The sequence below is a fragment of the Pseudomonas sp. FSL W7-0098 genome (assembly GCF_005930585.1).
In the GTDB taxonomy this organism is placed as follows: Bacteria; Pseudomonadota; Gammaproteobacteria; order Pseudomonadales; family Pseudomonadaceae; genus Aquipseudomonas; species Aquipseudomonas bubulae.
This window is the reverse complement of sequence record NZ_RXHW01000011.1, coordinates 33,832-53,486: the sequence shown is the minus strand read 5'-3', so window position 1 is coordinate 53,486 and position 19,655 is coordinate 33,832. Positions and strand designations below refer to the sequence as shown.

Annotated in this window: 16 protein-coding genes and 2 tRNA genes; 16 read left to right on the top strand and 2 right to left on the bottom strand. The window is 56.6% G+C overall.

All coding sequences use genetic code 11. The annotated features are described in order from the left end of the window. Nucleotides 1-10: 10 nt before the first annotated feature. A complete protein-coding gene (gene yhbY / locus FHL07_RS19355) occupies nt 11-319 on the bottom strand; it encodes a ribosome assembly RNA-binding protein YhbY (protein ID WP_003439595.1) in 309 nt (102 codons plus the stop codon). Nucleotides 320-426: 107 nt separating this feature from the next. On the opposite strand from yhbY, the gene rlmE reads away from it, so the two are divergent. The 16 genes from rlmE (at nt 427) to FHL07_RS19275 (ending at nt 16,431) form a co-directional block, all read left to right on the top strand. Next, complete coding sequence (rlmE, locus tag FHL07_RS19350; protein WP_016783443.1) at nt 427-1,077, top strand: 23S rRNA (uridine(2552)-2'-O)-methyltransferase RlmE; 651 nt, start codon at nt 427-429, stop codon at nt 1,075-1,077. A 193-nt stretch (nt 1,078-1,270) separates the two neighbouring features. Beyond that, on the top strand, nt 1,271-3,178 hold the full coding sequence (gene ftsH / locus FHL07_RS19345) for an ATP-dependent zinc metalloprotease FtsH (protein WP_016783442.1): 1,908 nt from the start codon (nt 1,271-1,273) through the stop codon (nt 3,176-3,178). Nucleotides 3,179-3,186: 8 nt separating this feature from the next. Next, nucleotides 3,187-4,038: a dihydropteroate synthase gene (gene folP, locus FHL07_RS19340; RefSeq protein ID WP_095002550.1), complete on the top strand. Its 852-nt coding sequence runs from the start codon at nt 3,187-3,189 to the stop codon at nt 4,036-4,038. A gap of 16 nt (nt 4,039-4,054) precedes the next feature. Continuing rightward, nucleotides 4,055-5,392: a phosphoglucosamine mutase gene (glmM, locus tag FHL07_RS19335; RefSeq protein WP_095002551.1), complete on the top strand. Its 1,338-nt coding sequence runs from the start codon at nt 4,055-4,057 to the stop codon at nt 5,390-5,392. 65 nt (nt 5,393-5,457) lie between these two features. Further along, a complete protein-coding gene (tpiA, locus tag FHL07_RS19330; protein WP_095002552.1) occupies nt 5,458-6,213 on the top strand; it encodes a triose-phosphate isomerase in 756 nt (251 codons plus the stop codon). A 2-nt stretch (nt 6,214-6,215) separates the two neighbouring features. Further along, nucleotides 6,216-6,599 (top strand): preprotein translocase subunit SecG, encoded by a 384-nt coding sequence (secG, locus tag FHL07_RS19325; RefSeq protein ID WP_003439612.1) that lies wholly within the window; start codon nt 6,216-6,218, stop codon nt 6,597-6,599. Nucleotides 6,600-6,628: 29 nt separating this feature from the next. Further along, nucleotides 6,629-6,714: transfer RNA gene (locus FHL07_RS19320), tRNA-Leu, on the top strand. A gap of 96 nt (nt 6,715-6,810) precedes the next feature. Next, nucleotides 6,811-6,887, top strand: a tRNA-Met gene (locus FHL07_RS19315). A 141-nt stretch (nt 6,888-7,028) separates the two neighbouring features. Beyond that, nucleotides 7,029-7,487, top strand: a complete 459-nt coding sequence (gene rimP, locus FHL07_RS19310; RefSeq protein WP_016783438.1) for a ribosome maturation factor RimP — start codon at nt 7,029-7,031, stop codon at nt 7,485-7,487. A gap of 47 nt (nt 7,488-7,534) precedes the next feature. After that, nucleotides 7,535-9,016 (top strand): transcription termination factor NusA, encoded by a 1,482-nt coding sequence (gene nusA / locus FHL07_RS19305; RefSeq protein WP_016783437.1) that lies wholly within the window; start codon nt 7,535-7,537, stop codon nt 9,014-9,016. Nucleotides 9,017-9,043: 27 nt separating this feature from the next. Next, complete coding sequence (infB, locus tag FHL07_RS19300; RefSeq protein WP_095002554.1) at nt 9,044-11,548, top strand: translation initiation factor IF-2; 2,505 nt, start codon at nt 9,044-9,046, stop codon at nt 11,546-11,548. A 158-nt stretch (nt 11,549-11,706) separates the two neighbouring features. Continuing rightward, the gene (rbfA, locus tag FHL07_RS19295) at nt 11,707-12,108 is read left to right on the top strand and encodes a 30S ribosome-binding factor RbfA (protein ID WP_016783435.1); all 402 of its coding nucleotides are present in this window, start codon (nt 11,707-11,709) and stop codon (nt 12,106-12,108) included. 3 nt (nt 12,109-12,111) lie between these two features. Further along, complete coding sequence (truB, locus tag FHL07_RS19290) at nt 12,112-13,029, top strand: tRNA pseudouridine(55) synthase TruB (protein ID WP_095018769.1); 918 nt, start codon at nt 12,112-12,114, stop codon at nt 13,027-13,029. Nucleotides 13,030-13,190: 161 nt separating this feature from the next. Continuing rightward, entirely contained in the window at nt 13,191-13,460 is a 270-nt protein-coding gene (gene rpsO / locus FHL07_RS19285; RefSeq protein WP_016783433.1) for a 30S ribosomal protein S15, read from the top strand. Nucleotides 13,461-13,684: 224 nt separating this feature from the next. Next, nucleotides 13,685-15,790: a polyribonucleotide nucleotidyltransferase gene (pnp, locus tag FHL07_RS19280; protein WP_095002556.1), complete on the top strand. Its 2,106-nt coding sequence runs from the start codon at nt 13,685-13,687 to the stop codon at nt 15,788-15,790. Nucleotides 15,791-16,077: 287 nt separating this feature from the next. Further along, nucleotides 16,078-16,431, top strand: a complete 354-nt coding sequence (locus FHL07_RS19275) for a BON domain-containing protein (protein WP_095002557.1) — start codon at nt 16,078-16,080, stop codon at nt 16,429-16,431. Nucleotides 16,432-16,684: 253 nt separating this feature from the next. On the opposite strand, the gene FHL07_RS19270 is transcribed toward FHL07_RS19275, so the two are convergent. Continuing rightward, entirely contained in the window at nt 16,685-19,600 is a 2,916-nt protein-coding gene (locus FHL07_RS19270) for a DUF748 domain-containing protein (protein ID WP_138738793.1), read from the bottom strand. Between the last annotated feature and the right edge of the window lie 55 nt (nt 19,601-19,655).

The window sequence follows — 19,655 nt, the reverse complement described above, 5'->3', positions numbered from 1 at the left end:
CTTGTCTACATCACTTGAAACGGTGGATGTTCGACAGTTGCTTGTTTACATTGACGTTCTTGCGGTACAGAAGCGCCATTTTGCCGATAACCTGTACCAGTTCCGCTTTGCCGGCCTTGCACAGTTCTGCAATGGCCTCCAGGCGGGATTCGCGATCCAGAATGTTGACTTTGATTTTAATCAGCTCGTGATCGCCCAATGCGCGTTCGAGTTCGGCTAAAACACCTTCAGTCAAACCATTGTCAGCCACAGTCAAAACTGGTTTCAGATGGTGGCCAATGGATTTGTACTGTTTCTTCTGCTCTTGAGTGAGCGGCATAATCTGACCCCTGTGTCTGATCTTGTAAAAAGCGGCGGCCAGTTTACCCGAGCGAGTCCCAGACCGCCCAGTTAATCACGACCCGTTTAAAATTTTTGAGGTGGCCCGTGGCCCGTTCCAAGACTAGCCTTAACTGGCTGAAAGAACATTTCAACGACCCGTACGTCAAAATGGCGCAAAAAGACGGGTATCGCTCCCGTGCCAGCTACAAATTGCTGGAGATCCAGGAGCGCGACAAGCTGATTCGTCCCGGTATGACCGTTATCGACCTGGGTGCAGCCCCGGGTGGCTGGTCGCAGGTGACCAGTCGTCTGATCGGTGGTCAGGGGCGTTTGATTGCTTCCGACATCCTGGACATGGACAGCATCCCTGATGTGACCTTCATCAAGGGCGACTTTACCGAGGACGCCGTGCTTGCTCAGATCCTCGAGGCCGTCGGAAATACACAAGTAGACCTTGTGATTTCAGATATGGCCCCCAATATGAGTGGATTGGCAGCTGTCGACATGCCGCGGGCGATGTTTCTGTGCGAATTGGCACTGGATCTTGCCGGTCGCGTCCTGCGTCCAGGTGGTGATTTTCTGATTAAGGTTTTCCAGGGGGAAGGCTTCGATCAGTACCACAAGGACATTCGCAAGCTGTTTGACAAGGTACAGATGCGCAAGCCGTCCTCGTCGCGAGACAGGTCCCGCGAGCAGTATTTGCTGGGGCGCGGCTTCCGCGGTGTTGAAGGTTCGGCCAGTGATGAACGTCTGTAACAAGGGCGATAGATTTTTTTGAATCGCTTTACAGATCTGGCATAACGAATATTGTGTAGGCAAAGTTTCACAAAGGGTTACAGACGGAGCCTGCAAGGGTTGTAGGCAATGTAGTAAGTTATGCCGGTGAATATCATGCGAAGCACGCTTCAGTAGCGGGGCTTGTGCTTCAGAGGGTAGCTAATTGAACGATATGGCAAAGAATCTGATCCTGTGGTTGATCATCGCCGCTGTCCTGGTGACAGTGATGAACAACTTCTCCAGTCCAAACGAGCCACAAACCCTCAACTATTCCGACTTCATCCAGCAAGTTAAGGATGGCAAGGTCGAGCGCGTTGCCGTGGATGGCTACGTGATTACCGGCAAACGCAGCGATGGCGATACCTTCAAAACCATCCGTCCGGCGATTCAGGACAACGGTTTGATCGGCGACCTGGTGGATAACCACGTCACCGTTGAAGGCAAATTGCCTGAGCAACAAAGCATCTGGACCCAGTTGCTGGTTGCGAGCTTCCCGATCCTGGTGATTATTGCGGTCTTCATGTTCATGATGCGCCAGATGCAGGGCGGTGCCGGCGGTAAAGGCGGCCCGATGAGCTTTGGCAAGAGCAAGGCGCGGCTGCTGTCGGAAGACCAGGTCAAGACGACCCTGGCTGACGTGGCAGGTTGCGATGAAGCCAAGGAAGAAGTGGGCGAGCTGGTTGAGTTCCTGCGCGATCCGGGCAAGTTCCAGCGTCTGGGCGGGCGTATCCCTCGCGGCGTACTGATGGTGGGTCCGCCAGGTACGGGTAAAACCCTGATCGCCAAGGCGATTGCGGGTGAGGCCAAGGTACCGTTCTTCACTATTTCCGGTTCCGACTTTGTTGAAATGTTCGTGGGCGTTGGTGCAAGCCGTGTTCGTGACATGTTTGAGCAGGCCAAGAAGCACGCGCCTTGCATCATCTTTATCGATGAGATCGACGCTGTCGGCCGTCACCGTGGTAACGGTATGGGCGGCGGTCATGACGAGCGCGAGCAGACCCTTAACCAGTTGCTGGTTGAGATGGACGGCTTTGAGATGAATGACGGCATCATCGTGATTGCCGCCACCAACCGTCCTGACGTGCTTGACCCTGCGCTGCTGCGTCCAGGTCGCTTTGACCGTCAGGTGGTGGTTGGCTTGCCGGACATCCGTGGTCGCGAGCAGATTCTCAAAGTACACATGCGTAAAGTGCCAATGGGCGACGACGTCCAGCCGGCTGTTATTGCACGTGGTACCCCGGGCTTCTCGGGTGCCGACCTGGCCAACCTGGTCAACGAAGCTTCCCTGTTCGCGGCGCGTACCGGCAAGCGTGTTGTTGAAATGAAAGAGTTCGAGCTGGCCAAGGACAAGATCATGATGGGCGCCGAGCGCAAATCGATGGTCATGTCCGATAAAGAAAAGCGCAACACGGCCTATCACGAAGCGGGTCACGCTATCGTTGGTCGCGTAGTGCCTGAGCATGATCCGGTCTACAAGGTGTCGATCATTCCTCGTGGCCGCGCCCTGGGCGTGACCATGTTCCTGCCGGAAGAAGATCGCTACAGCTTGTCCAAGCGTGCGCTGATCAGCCAGATCTGCTCGCTGTATGGCGGCCGTATCGCTGAAGAGATGACCTTGGGCTTTGACGGTGTGACCACCGGCGCTTCCAACGACATCATGCGAGCCAGCCAGATTGCCCGCAACATGGTGACCAAGTGGGGCTTGTCCGAGAAGCTCGGCCCGCTGATGTATGCCGAAGACGAAGAGTCCTATCTGGGTCGTGGCGGTGGTCAGTCTGCAAACGTGTCGGGCGAGACAGCCAAGCTGATCGACTCGGAAGTGCGCAGCATCATTGATCAGTGCTACAACACGGCCAAGCAGATCCTGACCGAAAATCGCGACAAGCTGGATGCAATGGCTGACGCGTTGATGAAGTACGAAACGATCGATGCCGATCAGATCGACGACATCATGGCGGGTCGTCCGCCACGTGAGCCGCGTGACTGGGAAGATGGCAACTCGGGTACCCCGACTGCCCCTACGCTGGATAAAACCGAGCGCCCGGAAACACCTATCGGCGGCCCTGCTGCTGATCAATAAGGCTTGAAATGACTTCTGTTCAGTCCTCAACCCGGTTGCCTTGCGGCAACCGGGTTCTTGATTTGGCCCATACGCATGTTATGGGCATCCTCAATGTCACCCCTGATTCCTTTTCCGATGGCGGCCGCTTTGCTGCCCTGGATGCGGCTCTGCGCCATGCAGAGGCGATGGTGCAGGCGGGTGCAACCCTGATTGATGTTGGCGGTGAGTCAACGCGCCCCGGAGCTCCTGTGGTATTGCCGCAGGAAGAGCTCGACCGGGTTGCTCCTGTTGTCGAGCGAATTGCCCGGGAACTGGATGTGATTATTTCGGTCGATACATCCGCGCCAATCGTCATGACCGAGGTTGCGCGCCTGGGAGCAGGGTTGATCAATGATGTGCGCTCGCTGCGCCGTGAAGGGGCCTTGCAGGCCGCTGCGGCGACAGGCTTGCCGGTATGCCTGATGCATATGCTCGGTGAGCCTGGAGACATGCAGGACAACCCGCATTACGAAGACCTGGTGGGCGAGGTGTCGACGTTTCTCGCTGACAGCATGGCGCGTTGCGCTGCTGCTGGCATTGGGGCCGAACGCATCGTGCTCGATCCGGGCTTTGGTTTTGCCAAGACATTGCAGCACAATTTGAGCCTGTTCAAGCATATGGAGGCCTTGCATGCGCTGGGTCGGCCTTTGCTGGTGGGCGTGTCACGTAAAAGCATGGTCGGGCAGACACTGAACCGGCCAGTTGCAGGGCGTCTCTATGGCAGCCTGGCGCTTGCAGCATTGGCGATGACCAAGGGTGCGCGCATTCTGCGCGTCCATGATGTTGCCGAAACAGTTGATGTGGTACGGATGATCGCAGCGGTAGATTCCGCCGACTAAGAATGATGGAGCACTTATGACAAAGAAGTATTTTGGCACCGACGGTATTCGTGGTCGGGTCGGCGTTTATCCGATTACCCCTGACTTTATGCTCAAGTTGGGTTGGGCAGCGGGCATGGCGTTTCGCAGCAAGGGCGCTTGCCGGATCCTGGTAGGCAAGGACACCCGCATCTCGGGTTACATGTTTGAGTCGGCTCTTGAAGCGGGCTTGTCGGCTGCCGGGGCTGATGTGATGTTGCTGGGGCCTATGCCGACACCGGCCATTGCCTACCTGACACGTACCTTCCATGCGGAAGCGGGCATCGTGATCAGCGCTTCGCACAATCCCCACGACGATAATGGCATCAAGTTCTTTTCCGGCGAGGGCACCAAGCTGCCTGACGACGTTGAACTGATGATCGAAGAGTTGCTGGATGCGCCGATGACCGTTGTCGATTCCGACAAGCTCGGCAAGGTCTCGCGGATCAATGATGCGCCGGGCCGTTATATCGAATTCTGTAAAAGCAGCGTGCCAAGCAGCACCAAATTCAGCGGTATGAAGATTGTTCTCGATTGCGCCCACGGTGCTACCTACAAGGTTGCGCCAAGTGTTTTCAAGGAGCTGGGTGCTCAAGTCGTTGTTCTGTCGGCGCAGCCTGATGGCCTGAACATCAACGAAAACTGCGGTTCGACCCATATGGGTCAGTTGCAGGCTGCCGTGGTGGCTGAAGGTGCGGACCTGGGTATTGCTTTTGATGGCGACGGCGATCGCGTGTTGATGGTTGACCATACCGGTGCCGTGGTCGATGGCGATGAGCTGTTGTTTATCATTGCCCGTGACCTGCACGAGCGTGGCAAATTGCAGGGTGGCGTTGTCGGTACGCTGATGAGCAACCTTGGCCTTGAGCTGGCATTGGCTGACCTGGGTATCGAGTTCGTACGCGCCAATGTGGGCGACCGTTACGTTATCGCGGCCCTGCAAGAGCGTAACTGGCTGGTGGGTGGCGAGAACTCCGGGCATATCGTGTGCTTCCACCACACCACCACTGGCGATGCGATCATTGCTGCGCTGCAGGTGTTGTTGTCCTTGCGTCGTCGCGATGAAAGCCTGGCCCAGTCGCGTCAGGCGCTGCGCAAGTGCCCGCAAGTGTTACTGAATGTTCGTTTTGCCGGTGGCGTCGACCCTGTCGAGCACCCGGCGGTGAAGGAGGCGTGCGCGCGAGTGACGGCTGCCATGAATGGCCGTGGTCGTGTGTTGTTGCGCAAGTCCGGAACAGAGCCTTTGGTGCGCGTGATGGTCGAAGGCGATGACGAAAACATGGTTCGCGGCTACGCCGAAGAGCTGGCAAAACTGGTAAGTGAAGTTTGTGTCTGATTCGGCTTGCCAGCTTTGATTTGGTTGGGTAACATCTGCGCCCACTTTGACCGACGAGGTAAAGCATGCGTCGCACTATGGTAGCTGGTAACTGGAAGATGCACGGTACCCGCGCCAGCGTCGCTGAGCTGATCGACGGTCTGCGTGGTCTGGTCCTGCCAAACGATGTTGATGTTGCAGTTTTTCCGCCTCAGCTATTTATTGATCGTGTTATCAATGGCTTGCAAGGCGCAGCGATTTCGGTCGGTGCTCAGGATGCTGCAGTGGAGTCGGGGCAGGGCGCGCTGACTGGCGAGATTTCCTCTAGTCAGTTGGCCGACGCAGGTTGCAAGCTGGTGCTTGTGGGGCACTCCGAACGCCGCCTGATACTGGGTGAGCAGGACGAGACACTCAATCGCAAGTTTGCAGCGGCCCAAGCCTCAGGCTTGACGCCAGTGTTGTGCATAGGGGAAACCCTGGAGCAGCGCGAAGCGGGGCAAACGCTGGAAGTGGTAGAGCGTCAGCTGAATGCCGTGATTGACGAGTTTGGTATTGATGCTTTTGTAAATGCCGTGATTGCATACGAGCCGGTCTGGGCCATTGGCACCGGGCTGACCGCATCACCACAGCAAGCGCAAGATGTGCATGCGGCCATTCGCGCACAGCTGGCGCAAAAGAATTCTGAAGTGGCACAAGGTGTGCGGCTTCTATACGGCGGCAGCGTGAAGGCGGCCAATGCGGTCGAACTGTTCAGCATGCCGGATATCGATGGGGGACTCATTGGCGGGGCTTCCCTGAATGCAGATGAGTTCGGTGCGATCATTCGTGCCGCAGGAAACTGAAAATGCTGGATAACGTCGTAACTGTGTTTCATCTGTTGACAGCATTGGGTGTAATTGCCCTGGTTTTGCTGCAACAGGGCAAGGGAGCGGATGCTGGAGCATCTTTCGGCGCAGGTGCATCAAATACTGTGTTCGGAAGCCAAGGTTCCTCTACCTTTCTTAGTAAGTTTACTGCTATACTTGCCGCAGGTTTTTTCATAACCAGCTTGGGGTTAGGTTACTTTGCTAAAGAGAAGGCTGAACAGCTGACTCAAGTAGGTTTGCCAAATCCAGCGGTGTTGGAAGTTCCAGTGCAAAAGCCGGCTTCAGATGATGTTCCGGTGCTTCAAGAGCAAAAGTCGGCAACTCCTGCGACTGACGTACCTCCAGCTCAAGAGCAAAAGTAAAACGGGTTTCATGATGTAAACGTTGTATTGCCGAGGTGGTGGAATTGGTAGACACGCAACCTTGAGGTGGTTGTGCCCATAGGGTGTAGGGGTTCGAGTCCCCTTCTCGGTACCAATTATCAAGAATGCCCGCAGTAGCGGGCTTTCTTGTATGTGGAAGGTTGGATTGACCCGTCACGGGATCAACCGTATACTTCCGCTCCAGCTTTGTCGCGGGATGGAGCAGTCTGGTAGCTCGTCGGGCTCATAACCCGAAGGTCGTCGGTTCAAATCCGGCTCCCGCAACCAGTTTCAGCGGAGCCCCTTTTCAGGGGCTTTTTGTTAGCTGGACACTTTATAGCGTCGGTATTCAACGACGTTTCAGAGATGGGCGCTTCGCCCATTTTTTCATTTTGCACAGCATGCACAAACATGCACTAGGGGGTTCAGGTGTCGAGCAAGCTAGAACAGTTGCAGGACTTGTTGGCCCCGGTGGTCGTGGCCCTTGGCTATGAATGCTGGGGTATTGAATTTTCGGCTCAAGGCCGCCATTCAATGTTGCGTGTGTATATCGACAAGGAAGGCGGCGTACTGGTGGATGACTGCGCTATCGTGAGTCGTCAGATCAGCGGCGTTCTGGATGTCGAAGATCCTATCGCTGTTGAATACACCCTTGAAGTTTCTTCTCCTGGCATGGAACGCCCGCTGTTCACCCTTGAACAGTTTGCCCAATTTGTCGGTGAGCAAGTGAAGATCAAGCTGCGCTCGCCTTTTGAAGGGCGACGCAACTTTCAGGGCCTTCTGCGCGGCGTAGAAGAGCAGGACATCGTGGTGCAGGTTGAAGACCATGAGTTCCTGTTGCCGATCGATATGATCGACAAGGCCAACATTATTCCCAGTTTTGACTGAGACGCGGATCCCGCGGATCCAATGGCTTGCGAAAGGCGAGGCGTACGATGAGCAAAGAAGTACTGCTGGTTGTTGAGTCGGTGTCCAATGAAAAGGGCGTACCGGCAAACGTTATTTTTGAAGCGCTGGAGCTGGCTCTGGCCACCGCTACTAAAAAGCGTTTTGAAGACGAAGTCGAACTGCGTGTGGAAATCAATCGCCACACCGGTAACTATGAGACTTTCCGTCGCTGGACTGTGGTCGAAGACGAAGATCTGGATGATCCAGCATACGAGTTGGCTGTAGACCAGGCCCAGGCGAAACAGCCAGGCGCGAAAGCCGGCGATATTATCGAAGAGAAAATCGATTCTATCGAATTCGGTCGAATTGCTGCACAGACGGCCAAACAGGTCATCGTGCAAAAAGTTCGCGAAGCCGAGCGTGCTCAAGTAGTCGATGCCTATCGTGAGCGTCTGGGCGAAATCATTTCCGGCACCGTTAAAAAGGTGACCCGCGACAATGTGATCGTTGACCTGGGTAACAACGCTGAAGCGTTGCTGGCCCGTGAAGACATCATTTCGCGTGAGACTTTCCGTGTTGGCGTACGCCTTCGCGCATTGCTCAAGGAAATCCGCACTGAAAACCGCGGTCCTCAGCTGATCCTGTCGCGTACAGCGCCAGAGATGCTGATCGAGTTGTTCCGCATTGAAGTGCCAGAAATCTCCGAAGGCCTGATCGAAGTGATGGCGGCCTCCCGCGATCCTGGATCACGCGCTAAAATAGCCGTTCGCTCGAAAGACAAACGCATTGATCCGCAAGGTGCCTGCATTGGTATGCGCGGTTCGCGTGTCCAGGCAGTGTCCGGCGAATTGGGCGGAGAGCGAGTGGATATCGTCCTTTGGGATGACAACCCGGCGCAGTTCGTGATCAACGCAATGTCGCCAGCAGAAGTGGCGGCTATTATCGTCGACGAAGATGCCCATGCAATGGACATCGCCGTTGGCGCAGACAATCTGGCCCAGGCGATTGGTCGCGGCGGTCAGAACGTACGTCTGGCCAGCCAGTTGACCGGCTGGACCCTGAACGTGATGACCGAATCGGACATCCAGGCCAAGCAGCAAGCAGAAACCGGCGATATCCTGCGCAACTTCATCGAAGAGCTGGAAGTTGATGAAGACCTGGCGCAGGTACTGGTTGATGAAGGCTTTACTAGCCTGGAAGAGATTGCCTACGTACCGGTGGAAGAAATGCTCAACATCGATGGCTTTGACGAAGATACCGTCAACGAGCTTCGCGCTCGCGCCAAGGATCGACTGTTGACTAAAGCCATCGCTACTGAGGAAAAGCTGGCAGACGCCCATCCGGCCGAAGACCTGCTCTCGCTTGAGGGTATGGACAAGGATTTGGCGATGGAACTGGCGGTGCGCGGCGTAATTACCCGCGAAGACCTGGCCGAGCAGTCTATTGACGACCTGCTCGACATCGACGGCATTGACGATGATCGTGCCGGCAAGTTGATCATGGCCGCCCGAGCCCATTGGTTCGAGTAATTAGGCGCGGCCTGAGGAGAGAAATGCATGACGCAAGTCACGGTGAAACAACTGGCCGATGAGGTCAAAACACCGGTTGAGCGCCTGTTGCAGCAGATGCGTGAGGCAGGTCTGCCGCACAACGCCGCCGAGCAGAATGTAACCGATAGTGAGAAGCAGGCTCTGCTGACTCACCTTAAAAGCAGCCACAAGGCTAAAGTGGAAGAACCGCGCAAGATCACTTTGCAGCGTAAAACCACCAGTACCCTGCGTGTAGCTGGCAGCAAAAGCATCAGCGTTGAAGTACGCAAGAAGAAAGTCTTCGTACAGCAAAGCCCGGAAGAAATCGAAGCCGAGCGCAAACGTGAGATGGATGAACGTCGTGCAGTAGAAAATGCCGCACGTCAAAAGGCTGAAGAAGAGTCCAAGCGTCGCGCCGAAGAAGAAGCGCGCCGCCAGCCTGCATCTGCTCCTGTTGCAGCACCGGCTCCGGCCGCTGCAGCGCCTGCACCTGTGCAAGCCGCAGCGCCAGCACCGGCTCCAGCCGCTGATGCACGCAAGCGTGACGAACAGCGTCGCCCGGACAAACCACGCGCAGACGATAACAATCGTCGCGGCAGTGGTGACGGCGATCGCAAAAACGCTCCGCATCGTGCCTCGGTTAAAGAAAAAGCACCGACTCCACGTGTTGCTCCGCGCACTTCCGACGAAGAAAGCGACAGCTTCCGTCGCGGTGGTCGTGGCAAGGGCAAGCTGAAGAAGCGCAACGCTCACGGTTTCCAGAGCCCAACCGGCCCTGTAGTTCGTGACGTGCAGATTGGCGAGACCATCACTGTCGGCGATTTGGCCGCACAGATGTCGGTCAAGGCTGCCGAAGTCATCAAGTTCATGTTCAAGCTGGGTACTCCAGCAACCATCAACCAGGTACTGGATCAGGAAACTGCCCAACTGGTTGCTGAAGAACTGGGCCACAAAGTGACTCTGGTCAGCGACAACGCCCTGGAAGATTCCCTGGCCGAGTCCCTGAAGTTCGAAGGCGAGTCGTTCTCCCGTGCACCGGTTGTGACCGTAATGGGCCACGTTGACCACGGTAAAACGTCCCTGCTCGACTACATCCGTCGTGCCAAGGTAGCGGCTGGCGAAGCCGGTGGTATTACCCAGCACATCGGTGCGTACCACGTTGAAACCGAACGCGGCATGGTCACGTTCCTCGATACCCCGGGTCACGCTGCGTTTACCGCAATGCGTGCTCGTGGTGCCAAGGCGACTGACATCGTGATTCTGGTTGTGGCTGCAGACGACGGCGTAATGCCGCAGACCATCGAAGCCGTTCAGCATGCGAAAGCCGCTGGCGTGCCTCTGGTTGTTGCAGTGAACAAGATCGACAAGCCAGGTGCTGACCTCGATCGCATTCGTAGCGAACTGTCCGTTCACGGCGTGACGTCGGAAGAGTGGGGTGGTGACACTCCGTTTGTTTCGGTCTCGGCGAAAATGGGTACCGGCGTTGACGAATTGCTCGAAGCCGTACTGCTGCAAGCTGAAGTTCTGGAACTCAAGGCAACTCCATCGGCTCCTGGCCGTGGCGTAGTGGTTGAGTCCCGTCTGGACAAAGGCCGCGGTCCTGTTGCTACCGTTCTGGTTCAAGACGGTACCCTGCGCCAAGGCGACATGGTACTGGTCGGCTCCAACTACGGCCGCATCCGCGCCATGCTCGACGAGAACGGCAAGCCTATCAAGGAAGCCGGTCCATCCATCCCTGTCGAGATTCTCGGCCTGGACGGTACGCCAGATGCTGGCGACGAGATGAGCGTAATGACCGACGAGAAGAAGGCACGTGAAGTTGCCCTGTTCCGTCAAGGCAAGTTCCGCGAAGTGAAACTGGCGCGTGCTCACGCAGGCAAGCTGGAAAACATCTTCGAGAACATGGGCCAGGAAGAGAAGAAGACGCTTAACATCGTCCTCAAATCTGACGTCCGTGGTTCGTTGGAAGCTCTGCAGGGCGCTCTGAGCGGCCTGGGTAACGACGAAGTGCAAGTGCGCGTAGTGGGCGGCGGTGTCGGTGGTATCACCGAGAGCGACGCTAACCTGGCACTGGCCTCCAACGCTGTACTGTTTGGCTTCAACGTGCGTGCCGATGCCGGCGCTCGCAAGATTGTCGAGCAGGAAGGCCTGGACATGCGTTACTACAACGTCATCTACGACATCATCGAAGACGTCAAGAAAGCCCTTACCGGCATGCTTGGCAGCGACGTTCGGGAGAACATCCTGGGTATCGCTGAAGTCCGTGACGTGTTCCGTTCGCCTAAGTTCGGCGCGGTTGCAGGTTGCATGGTGCTGGAAGGTGTTGTTCACCGTAACCGTCCAATCCGCGTACTGCGTGAAGACATCGTTATCTACGAAGGCGAGCTGGAATCCCTGCGTCGCTTCAAAGATGACATGTCCGAAGTGCGTGCCGGCATGGAATGCGGTATCGGCGTCAAGAGCTACAACGACGTTAAAGTCGGTGACAAGATCGAAGTGTTCGAGAAGGTCCAGGTTGCTCGCAGCCTCTAACTCGCGAGCCTCAAGAGCGAGGACGAGCCCGCGCATGCAAATGCGCAGCGCTCGGCCTGGACTCTAAACGCAACGCCCGGTCCGGCTTCTGTCGTGCCGGGCGTTTGCCGCTTTCAGACCGCATGGGTTTCCCATGGGTGAGTAACAGGTAACAAGACATGGCAAAAGAATATAGCCGTACCCAACGTATTGGCGATCAGATGCAGCGCGAGCTGGCACAGCTGATCCGTCGTGAAGTCAAAGACCCGCGCGTGGGCCTGGTCACCATTACTGCTGTTGAAGTCAGCCGTGACGTCGGTCACGCCAAGATCTTCATCACCGTGATGGGTCAGGACAGCGCTGAAGATATCGCCCAGAGCATCAAGGTGCTGAACTCGGCAGCGGGTTTCCTGCGCATGCAACTGGCGCGTGAAATGAAGCTGCGCAGCGTTCCGCAGTTGCACTTCCACTACGATGAAAGCGTCGTGCGTGGTGCTCATCTGTCCGCCTTGATCGAGCGTGCAGTGGCTGAAGACAATCAGCACCCTGAAACCACTGCTCCCGAAGACACCAAGGAGTAACCGGTGGCTCAGGTCAAGCGTATCCGTCGTAACGTCAGCGGCATCATCCTGCTGGACAAGCCACTTGGGTTTACTTCCAATGCGGCCCTGCAGAAAGTTCGCTGGCTGCTCAATGCCGAGAAGGCAGGGCACACCGGTAGCCTCGATCCATTGGCCAGCGGTGTATTGCCGCTGTGCTTTGGCGAAGCCACCAAGTTTTCGCAATACCTGCTCGATTCCGACAAGGGTTATGAAACCCTGATGCAATTGGGCAAGACCACGACCACGGCAGACGCTGAAGGCGAGGTTTTGCAGACTCGCCCGGTGACCGTTGGTCGCGCCGATATTGAAGCTGTTTTACCCAATTTTCGTGGGCAAATCAGCCAGATACCGCCGATGTACTCTGCGCTCAAGCGTGACGGACAGCCGCTTTACAAGCTGGCCCGTGCAGGCGAAGTGGTGGAGCGTGAACCGCGTTCTGTTACTATTACCCGCCTCGAATTACTGGCCAGCGAAGGCGACACTGCGCGCCTGGCCGTCGACTGCACCAAAGGCACCTATATCCGTACCCTTGTGGAAGATATCGGTGAGCAATTGGGGTGCGGGGCATACGTTGCAGAACTGCGTCGTACCCACGCCGGACCTTTCAGCCTGGCCCAGACGGTTACCCTGGAAGAGCTGGAGGCGGTGCATGCCGAAGGCGGCAATGAAGCGGTTGATCGCTTCCTGATGCCATCGGACAGCGGTTTGCTCGACTGGCCATTGCTGCACTTCTCGGAAGCCAGCTCGTTTTATTGGCTCAATGGTCAACCGGTGCGTGCTCCGGATGCTCCGAAGTTCGGTATGGTGCGGGTACAGGATCACAACGGTCGCTTTATCGGTATCGGTGAAGTGAGCGAAGACGGGCGTATTGCGCCGCGTCGACTGATTCGGTCGGAATGACCGGAACCAGGCTGCATCGGGTGTAGTATTACCGGCGCAGACTGGAATGAGGGTGGCTGTTATTAGGCACGGTCACATCTCACATTTAAATACGAGGATTTGTCCTCGGCCTATTGGATCTGTCTTGTTCGCAAGCAGGCCCTAATTGAAAGGAAAGCCAAATGGCACTTACAGTTGAACACAAAGCAGAAATCGTAAAAGACTACCAGCAAGCTCCAGGTGATACAGGTTCTCCAGAAGTGCAGGTTGCACTGCTGACCTTTAACATCAACACGCTGCAAGGTCACTTCAAAGCTAACAGCAAAGATCACCACTCCCGTCGTGGTCTGATCCGCATGGTAAACCAGCGTCGCAAGCTGCTGGACTACCTGAAAGGCAAGAACGTTGAGCGTTACAAAGCGCTGATCGCTCGCCTGGGTCTGCGTCGCTAATAGCGATGTTGCTAGAGGCTGGTTGTCTGTCGTGTGTCTGCGGGTTTCCCGCAGTCTCATGGCAGGCTTCCAGCCTCAAGTTTTATCTGGACTACCCGGATTCTTACGAAAGCTTGCCTATAGGGCTGTTTTCGTAAGCATCTTGAGTCGGGCCAATACCCGATGTTGCATATGACTTTCGCAAGAAACCCGTTCCCCAAGAGCCACAAAGAAGGTAGGACACCGTGAACCCGGTTATCAAAAAATTTCAGTTCGGTCAGTCGACCGTTACTCTCGAGACTGGCCGTATCGCCCGTCAGGCTTCCGGCGCAGTATTGGTCACCGTTGACGACGACGTCAGCGTGTTGGTGACTGTGGTCGGTTCCAAGCAAGCGGATCCAGGCAAGGGTTTCTTCCCTCTGTCGGTTCACTACCAGGAAAAAACCTACGCCGCGGGTAAAATCCCTGGCGGTTTCTTCAAGCGTGAAGGTCGCCCTTCCGAGAAAGAAACCCTGACGTCGCGTCTGATCGACCGTCCGATCCGTCCGCTGTTCCCAGAAGGTTTCATGAACGAAGTGCAGGTTGTCTGCACCGTTCTGTCCACCAGCAAGAAAACCGATCCGGACGTCGCTGCGATGATCGGTACTTCGGCTGCCCTGGCCATTTCCGGCATCCCTTTTGATGGTCCGATCGGCGCTGCCCGCGTTGCTTACCACGAAAGCACCGGTTACCTGCTGAACCCGACTTACGAGCAACTGGCCGCTTCGAGCCTGGACATGGTTGTTGCCGGTACTTCGGAAGCCGTATTGATGGTTGAATCGGAAGCCAAAGAGCTGACCGAAGACCAGATGCTGGGCGCCGTACTGTTCGCCCACGACGAATTCCAGGTGGTTATCCAGGCTGTCAAAGAGCTGGCTGCCGAAGCTGCCAAGCCAACTTGGGACTGGGCTGCTGCCCCGGAAGCGACCGCACTGCTGGGCGCTATCCGTGCCGAGTTCGGCGAAGCGATCTCCCAGGCTTACACCATCACCGTCAAGGCAGACCGTTACGCGCGTCTGGGCGAGTTGAAGGATCAGGTTGTTGCCAAGCTGTCCGGTGAAGAAGGCCAGCCTTCTGCCAGCGAAGTTAAAGCTGCATTCGGCGAAATCGAATACCGCACCGTTCGCGAAAACATCGTTAACGGCAAGCCGCGTATCGATGGTCGTGACACCAAGACTGTTCGCCCTCTGAACATCGAAGTTGGCGTTCTGCCGAAGACCCACGGTTCGGCCCTGTTCACCCGTGGTGAAACTCAGGCGCTGGTTGTTGCAACTCTGGGTACTGCCCGTGACGCGCAACTGCTGGACACCCTGGAAGGCGAGAAAAAAGACCCGTTCATGCTGCACTACAACTTCCCTCCGTTCTCGGTAGGTGAGTGTGGTCGCATGGGTGGTGCTGGTCGTCGCGAAATCGGTCACGGCCGTCTGGCCCGTCGTTCGGTTCAAGCCATGCTGCCTGCTGCCGACGTGTTCCCGTACACCATCCGTGTTGTATCGGAAATCACCGAATCCAACGGTTCCAGCTCGATGGCATCGGTTTGCGGTGCTTCCCTGGCACTGATGGATGCCGGTGTGCCGATGAAGGCGCCGGTTGCCGGTATCGCCATGGGTCTGGTTAAAGAAGGCGAGAAGTTCGCTGTTCTGACCGACATCCTGGGTGACGAAGACCACCTGGGCGACATGGACTTCAAGGTAGCCGGTACCGCCAAAGGTGTTACCGCGCTGCAGATGGACATCAAGATCAAGGGCATCACCGAAGAAATCATGGAGATCGCTCTGGGCCAGGCCCTGGACGCTCGCCTGAACATCTTGGGCCAGATGAACCAGATCATTGCCGTATCGCGCAACGAACTGTCGGCCAACGCTCCGACCATGATCGCGATGAAAATCGACACCGACAAAATCCGTGACGTTATCGGTAAAGGCGGCGCGACGATCCGTGCAATCTGTGAAGAAACCAAGGCTTCGATCGATATCGAAGACGACGGTTCGATCAAGATCTTCGGCGAGTCCAAGGAAGCAGCAGAAGCCGCGCGTCAGCGCGTTCTGGGCATCACCGCTGAAGCCGAGATCGGCAAGATCTACGTGGGCAAGGTTGAGCGTATCGTCGACTTCGGCGCATTCGTAAACATCCTGCCGGGCAAAGACGGCCTGGTTCACATCTCCATGCTGAGCGATGCTCGCGTTGAGAAAGTGACTGACATTCTGAAAGAAGGTCAGGAAGTGGAAGTACTGGTACTGGACGTGGACAACCGCGGCCGTATCAAGCTGTCCATCAAGGACGTCGCTGCTGCCAAGGCTTCGGAAGCTTAATCGCTCTCGACACCTGCTTTGAAAAAGGACCCTTCGGGGTCCTTTTTTTATGCCTGGAGCAAAGTCAGCACCATAGGGCCATAGGCCACGAGTCGAAAGCCGCAACTTGCATGCAGAATTAACCGGCGCCATGCATTTTGCACGACGGGGCAATTTTGGCTATTTTGTAAGTTGTTGATTTATATAGGTTTATTTGTTTTTAAAAGTTGGCACGCGGCCTGCAATAGTACTGATAACCCTGCTGCTGCAAGACGGCGCAGATTCTAAAGAAGACAGGAGTTACTCGTATGAAGAAGTTCGCTATCGCTGCCGCAACTGCCACCGCTCTGACCCTGACTATGGCCAATGCTGCATTTGCTGCCCAGGCGACCACCCAGGCACCCATGGTGGTGGCTGCAGGCGAAGTAACCAAAGCCAAGGAAGCTACTTCTGATACCTGGATCACTACCAAAGTAAAAGCTGACCTGGTCACTGAAAAAGGCATTCCGGGCACGGACATCAAGGTAGAAACCAACAAAGGCGTTGTTTCCCTGTCCTCGATGGTACCGGTGACTGAAGCGCAAAAAGAGATTGCTGTTGCGATCACCAAAAAGATCAAAGGCGTTAAAGCTGTATCGGCTGATGGTCTGAAAGCGGAATAAAGCACCCTTTCTCGTAGAACCGGGGGAACAAGGTTCTGGCAGGTGATTGAAGCAGTACGCCTGCAGGCATTGTTTAAAAGGTTCATGCGACGGCCACACGGATGTGGCCATTACAGCCCCCGGCGCTTGCGTCGGGGGCTGTTCTATTTTGGGATTGGGTCTATTTGGGATTGGGGCTACGAAAATCCGCGTAGCAGCTGCCGAACGCAGCCTCGTGCCTTCGGCAGCTGCTACAAATCAGCGACGTTGTGCATTATTCGCTATCCAGATGCAGTGGCGAGATTACCCGGCCGTCGCTCTCGGCTTGGCCCAGGGTGGCATCGATAAAGTACACGCGGTCATCCGCCAGCCCGCCCTTGTCCACCAGGTAGTCCTTGATGCTGCTTGCACGGTCTTGCCCCAGCTGACGCAACAACACTTCGCTTTTGCTCCAGAAGTCGATCAGTGCCGCGGTCATTTTGGCCGCGCGCTCGTCACGGCTCAGGTCTTTCCATTCAGCAGGCGGTTGCTGCTTGAGACGCGTGCGGTAGATACCTTCAAGTAACGGGCCTTTCTCATCGTCCGGCACGGTGAGCAAGCCGGCGCTGGCCGGTACTTTGTCGCCACGGCGCTGGAGAATCTTGTAGTAGGTGTACTGGAACTCGCGCTCAAGACGTTCCTTGGCGATCAGAGGGCCATCGCTGCTCTGTGCGGCCGTACCTTCGATCTCCAGGCGTAAGGCCGGGCGTTCTTTCAGGGCCTGGGCCAGTGTGGTCAGGGCTTTTTGTGCCTCAGGGCTCAGCTCGCTTGATCCTGGGGCGAATGACACGGTGCCCAGGTCCTCGGCTCCACCGCCGCTGATCAGCCCGCCAATGAACTTGAAGGGCGCCTGGGCGGCACGCAGCACCAGGTTGCGTACCGTTTGCCAGATAATCGGCATCACGCTGAACTGCGGGTTGTTGAGGTCGCCACTGATGGGCAGTTCAATGGATATCTTGCCGTCCGTGTCCTTGAGCAAGGCAATCGCCAGTTTGATCGGCAGATCCACGGCGTCCGGGCTGTCGACCTTTTCCCCCAGCTGCAATTGTTCGACCACGAGTTTGTTCTCGGCCTTGAGCTGGCCGTTGGTGATCAGGTAATGCAGGTCGAGGTTGAGACGACCCTTGCGGATGCGGTAACCGGCAAACTTCCCGGAGTAGGGGGTCAATGTGGTCAGTTCGACACGCTTGAAGCTGGTAGCGATATCCAGGCTGGCCATCGGGTCAAACGGGTTGACGCTGCCCTTGATGGTCACCGGCGCATAACGGTCGACCTTGCCTGCAATATTGACCGGGGCAGGTTTGGGGTTACGGCTGTCGATGGTGCCAATCAGGCCGTTGAGCTGTTGAACCGCGGTCTGGAAGTTGGGTGTCAGGCTGAAGTCGGCGAAATTGGCCGAACCATCGTTGATCGCAATTGCGCCGATGTGAATGCCCAGCGGTTTTTCCTTGCTGGCCGTGCCTTTGGCCGACGTACTGCCTGCAGGTTGCGGGATCAGCAGGTCATCGATATTGGTGGTGCGGTCATCGTTGATCATGAAGCGCACATAGGGCTTTTCGAAATTGACCCGTGCAAGCGAGAGGCTATCGCCGTGCTGGTACTTCAGATCCTCCAGCACCAGTTTTTGCCACTTCAGGAAGTCGCGGTTTTTCAGGGTGTCCAATGTGTGCAGTTGATCGATCTGGGCGCGGCCGGCCACGGTAAAGGCCAGGGGGGCGGTGCTTTTCAGATCAACCGCCAGGTCGCTGCCAAGCATGCCGCTACGCAGCTCAAGGCGGATAAACGGGTCGATATAGGCCTGGGCGATACGCAAGTCGATATCTTTGGTGTTGACCTTGAGCCTGGCGCTTACCGGGCTCAGGCTGACGTCGCCGCTGGCGGTGAGTTTGCCTTGCTTGCCCACGCCGGTGTCGAGGTTGAGGGTGAAAGGAGAACGGTTCAGGCTGTCGAAGTTTTTCAGGTTCAGGTTCAGCGGGCCGACCTCCAGCTCCACCGGGGTTTTGGGCTCCTTGTCGGCAAGGTGGATGCGATAGTCACGCAGGTCGACATCCTTTAGCAGCACGGCCCAGGGTTTGCTCGGCGCCACCGGGGCCGGTTTCGGTGCTTCGACGGTCACCACTTCTTCGGTTTTGGTCGATGGTTTGTCGGGCTGGCTGGCAAACAGCTTTTGCCAGTCAAGCTGGCCGTCTTTTTCGCGGGCGGCCCAGGTTTCGAGGTTCTGGCTGTTGATCTTGCCGACCACCACTTCCTGTTTGGCCAGGTCGACGCTGGTGTCGCTGACATCCAGGCGCTCCAGACGCACCAGCGGGCGGCCATCGGGTGCATTGATCTTGAGCGGTGCGATGCTGGCCGTGGCATTGCTCAGGAGCATTTCGGTTTCTTTGGACAGGTTCAGGGTGTAGTCGGTGCTGAAATTCAGTACGCCATCTTCCAGGGCCAGCGGTAATGCATCGCGCACATAGGGCCACCAGACTTTCATCTTGCCGTCGGTGACTTTCAGTTTGCCGGTCGAGGTGATGGGTACCAGGCTCAGGGTGCCGGTCCAGTCGATCCGCCCGCCTGCAGGGCCTGCGGCCACCAGGGTCATATCGGCGTTGTCATCGGGCAGGGTGCTGAGGTTTTTCAGCTCCAGGTCCATCGTGTCATAGAGGAATTCGATGGGTTCGCTGGGACGCATATCGGTGAAGTGCAGGTAGCCACCCGCCAGCTTGATGTTGTCGATACGCAGCGGGAACGGTTTGCTCTCGGGATCGGCCGGGGTGGGCTCGCTCTCGGGCAGCTTGAACAGTTGTGTCAGGTTGAGCGTACCGTCCTTGTTGAACAGCAGCTCGGTTTTCGGTTTATCCAGCTGCACGTCGGCCAGGTGCAGGGCTTTTGTCCACAGGCTGTCGGCTTGCAGATTGGTGTACAGCCGCTCGAAGCCGACCTGTTCCTTGCCCGGTTCGCCGACTCTGAACCCCCACAGCGTCAGCTCAAGGCTGAAGGGGTTGAACTCCAGCCGGTCGAGTCTGGCGGGCACCGTGGCGTAGTTGGCCAGTTGCTGGTTGATGATGCGCAGGCCGATGCCCGGCAAGATCAGGAACCCAAGCACGCTGTAAAGTGCGATGGCAATCAGCACGGCGCCAAGGGCGCGGATCAATCCTTTGAGCATGTGGGGCGTCGTCTATAGCAGTCGGAAGTGCCTTGGAGTATGGCACGCGTTTCTG

Bases quoted from the DNA above. Each gene is read 5' to 3' on its own strand.
- rbfA (WP_016783435.1), top strand. From the start codon at position 11,707: ATGGCAAAAGAATATAGCCGTACCCAACGTATTGGCGATCAGATGCAG.
- FHL07_RS19275 (WP_095002557.1), top strand. From the start codon at position 16,078: ATGAAGAAGTTCGCTATCGCTGCCGCAACTGCCACCGCTCTGACCCTG.
- folP (WP_095002550.1), top strand. From the start codon at position 3,187: ATGACTTCTGTTCAGTCCTCAACCCGGTTGCCTTGCGGCAACCGGGTT.
- yhbY (WP_003439595.1), bottom strand. From the start codon at position 319: ATGCCGCTCACTCAAGAGCAGAAGAAACAGTACAAATCCATTGGCCAC.
- secG (WP_003439612.1), top strand. From the start codon at position 6,216: ATGCTGGATAACGTCGTAACTGTGTTTCATCTGTTGACAGCATTGGGT.
- infB (WP_095002554.1), top strand. From the start codon at position 9,044: ATGACGCAAGTCACGGTGAAACAACTGGCCGATGAGGTCAAAACACCG.
- nusA (WP_016783437.1), top strand. From the start codon at position 7,535: ATGAGCAAAGAAGTACTGCTGGTTGTTGAGTCGGTGTCCAATGAAAAG.
- FHL07_RS19270 (WP_138738793.1), bottom strand. From the start codon at position 19,600: ATGCTCAAAGGATTGATCCGCGCCCTTGGCGCCGTGCTGATTGCCATC.
- ftsH (WP_016783442.1), top strand. From the start codon at position 1,271: ATGGCAAAGAATCTGATCCTGTGGTTGATCATCGCCGCTGTCCTGGTG.
- tpiA (WP_095002552.1), top strand. From the start codon at position 5,458: ATGCGTCGCACTATGGTAGCTGGTAACTGGAAGATGCACGGTACCCGC.
- rpsO (WP_016783433.1), top strand. From the start codon at position 13,191: ATGGCACTTACAGTTGAACACAAAGCAGAAATCGTAAAAGACTACCAG.
- glmM (WP_095002551.1), top strand. From the start codon at position 4,055: ATGACAAAGAAGTATTTTGGCACCGACGGTATTCGTGGTCGGGTCGGC.